This is a genomic window from Microbacterium sp. UBA837 (assembly GCF_002296025.1).
Lineage (GTDB): Bacteria > Actinomycetota > Actinomycetes > Actinomycetales > Microbacteriaceae > Microbacterium.
In genome coordinates this window covers 13,255-14,630 of sequence record NZ_DBHD01000099.1, presented here as the reverse complement: position 1 = coordinate 14,630, position 1,376 = coordinate 13,255, and the positions used below count along the sequence as shown (strand labels likewise).

Genomic DNA, 1,376 nt, shown 5'->3' with positions numbered 1-1,376 from the left:
CCGAATTACGGCAGAATTCCGGCACGGCGGGCCTTTGTCACAGCCGCGTGGCGGGTAGAGACATCCAGTTTGGACATCGCCGATTGCAGATAGGACTTGACCGTTCCTTCGCGGAGCCCCAGGGATGCCGCCACTTCCGCGTTGGTCGCGCCCACCGCGACACTGGCGAGCACATCGACTTCTCGAGGGGAAAGGCGTATGTCCAGCGTGGCGGCTGATCTGTCGCCGCTCAAGGCGGCTAGCCGCCGCTCGATGGTCTGGAGTCGACGTTTCACCGATTCGTCCGAAATCGCGGCCGCGATGCTGCGTATTTCGGCGTAGCTCTCTCGCAGCTCTTCGCGTGCGGCACTGCCGATATCGGTCGGTGCGGGCGCCGCGAAGCTCGATAGGCGGCGTTCGATTTCGCTTCTCACGCGCAGTTCGGTGGCGAGAGATTCGGCAACAGAGAATGCGGCGCGCACCACGACCTCGCCCACGGCGGATTCCGCCCACGAACCGCAATAAAGCACTCCCCGCGCCCGACCATCGACCATCACGGGAACCGCGAACAGCGTGGAGATTCCCTCGCCGAGAACCGCGCGATCATAGTCATGAGTAATGCCCCGCGCGGTGCGGTAGTCGATCGCCAACCGCGCGCGTTTTTCAACCAGCGACCGACCTCCGAGTCCCCGCTCGGGTTGCACGACGAGTCCGGCAAGCGATCGAGTCCGAGTTCCGGCCGTCGCGGTGACCGGTAGGAGCCCGTCGGTGGTCAGCCCGCCGAAGGCGACCGGGAACTTTGTGACGCGGGGAAGGCTGTCGACCGCGCGCGCGAGTAACTCCTGCTCCGTCTCGGAGGAGAATCGCAGGGCCACATCGACCGCCTCGTGTCGGGACGACCGCGTCGGTCCAGGACGTCACTGTCGCCGAATTCAGTAGCGATGAGGCTACCACCGGTGATTCCATGTGCGCAGTGCGGGACCCCCGGTGTGCGCCGGGGGTCCCGTCGGTTGCGCCGGCCTACACGGCGCGACCGGTCTGGGCTCGCTCGAGCGCGTTCGACTCGAGGTCGAGGAGGAATCTCTTCGTTTCGGGGTGGCCGCCGTACTCTCCGATCGATCCGTCGGCTCGGATGACGCGGTGAACCGGGACGACGATCGAGAACGGTGTCGTCGCGCATGCCGTGCCGACAGCGCGTGCAGCCCGCGCGCGCCCAGCCATGACAGCGACCTCGCCATATCCGGCGGTCTCGCCGAACGGGATTCGCGTCACAGCCTCGAGCGCGTCGCGCGTGAAGCCGCGCACGAGTCGCCAGTCGAGCTGCACATCAAACGCCGTCCGATTGCCTGCGAAGTACTCGTCGAGCTGCGCCGCAAGCTGCAGCGCGGCATCCGTGG

The 1,376-nt window shown here is 66.4% G+C and carries 2 protein-coding genes; both read right to left on the bottom strand.

What is annotated here, in order from left to right; genetic code table 11:
* Positions 1-5: 5 nt before the first annotated feature.
* Positions 6-629, bottom strand: a complete 624-nt coding sequence (locus B3587_RS07390; RefSeq protein ID WP_414683125.1) for a helix-turn-helix transcriptional regulator — start codon at positions 627-629, stop codon at positions 6-8.
* A gap of 370 nt (positions 630-999) precedes the next feature.
* On the bottom strand, positions 1,000-1,376 hold a 377-nt coding region (locus B3587_RS07385; protein ID WP_292727553.1), incomplete at its 5' end, for a methylated-DNA--[protein]-cysteine S-methyltransferase.